This window comes from Halopseudomonas salina (assembly GCF_008641105.1).
This window is the reverse complement of the sequence record NZ_VTTI01000032.1, coordinates 1-1295: the sequence shown is the minus strand read 5'-3', so window position 1 is coordinate 1295 and position 1295 is coordinate 1. Positions and strand designations below refer to the sequence as shown.

The window sequence follows — 1295 nt, the reverse complement described above, 5'->3', positions numbered from 1 at the left end:
GGTACTAACCGGGCACATGGGTTACAGATCAAACCGGGCACATAGGTAACAGGTGATAGCGTATTGGCCTCAATAAGGAGGGGCCAATGAACTGGAAAGTGACCTGTACCATGGGCGAGAGAACTGCTTTTATCGAGGCTTGGCTCAGCCGCAGATTCACCACCACAGAGCTATGTGTGCGATTTGGTATTTCGCGCAAAACAGGGCATAAGTGGATTAATCGTTTCAAGTCTTTGGGGATGACGGGGCTGGAGGATGAGAGCCGTGCTCGGCATAGCCAAAGACACCAAACGGCTGATGCGGTTGTCGCTCGGATATTGGAACTGAAGAACCAATATCCGGACTGGGGGCCCGTTACGATTCGTTCATCACTCCATCGTGAAAACCCTTGCGCTCATTGGCCTGCCTCCAGCACGGTGGGTGAGATTCTCAAGGCACATGGTCTGGTGAAGCGAAGACGACCACGTCGGAAAACGCCACCACAGACGCAACCTCTGGGTCATGCACTAGGTCCAAATGACGTATGGAGCGCCGACTTTAAAGGCCAGTTCCGCCTGGGCAACGGCCAGCTCTGTTACCCGCTGACCATTTCAGACAATTACAGCCGGCTCCTGATCACCTGCAGAGGGTTGCAAAGCCCCAAGCTTGAGCCATCTATCGCGCTTTACCGTCAGGCTTTCCTGGACTACGGACTGCCTCGAGCTATACGCACTGATAACGGCTGGCCGTTTGCGATGACTACTTTGGGTGGCCTCACTCCGCTCTCCATTTGGCTTATCAAACTGGGCATTTATCCCGAGCGAATTGCCTCGGGGAAACCGCAGCAGAACGGCCGCCATGAACGCATGCACCGCACCCTGAAAGCCGCTACTGCTAAGCCGCCAAAAGACGATATGGAAGCTCAGCAAAGGGCATTTGATCAGTTTGTGCGTGAATATAACTACGAAAGACCACATCAGAGTCTTGGGCTGGGAATCTGTCCGATCGATGTCCATACGCCCTCACCACGAGCTTTTCCGAAGACGATACCTGAGGTTGAATATCCATCAGGATACGCGGTGAGAAAGGTAAAACATGGTGGCTATATCAAGCTCCATGGAGAGCCGATTTACACGACCCGGCAACTGGTGGGGGAATATATTGGGCTGGAACCACTGGAGTTCGATCGTTGGCAATTGTATTTTGGCGAGGTATGCCTAGGCGTGGTTGATGAACGCCGGGGACGAGTAATACGGCCAACATAGGTGTTACCTATGTGGCCGGTTTGTGGTGTTACCTATGTGACCGGCTCAACA

1 protein-coding gene is annotated in these 1295 nt (G+C 53.2%); it reads left to right on the top strand.

Annotated features, from left to right (window positions below; all coding sequences use genetic code 11):
* Nucleotides 1–86 precede the first annotated feature (86 nt).
* On the top strand, nucleotides 87–1244 hold the full coding sequence (locus FZF01_RS19290) for an integrase core domain-containing protein (RefSeq protein ID WP_150279458.1): 1158 nt from the start codon (nucleotides 87–89) through the stop codon (nucleotides 1242–1244).
* Nucleotides 1245–1295: the final 51 nt, after the last annotated feature.

What these genes read in the sequence shown, in the direction of transcription:
- FZF01_RS19290 (WP_150279458.1), top strand. Translation starts at nt 87, where the DNA reads ATGAACTGGAAAGTGACCTGTACCATGGGCGAGAGAACTGCTTTTATC.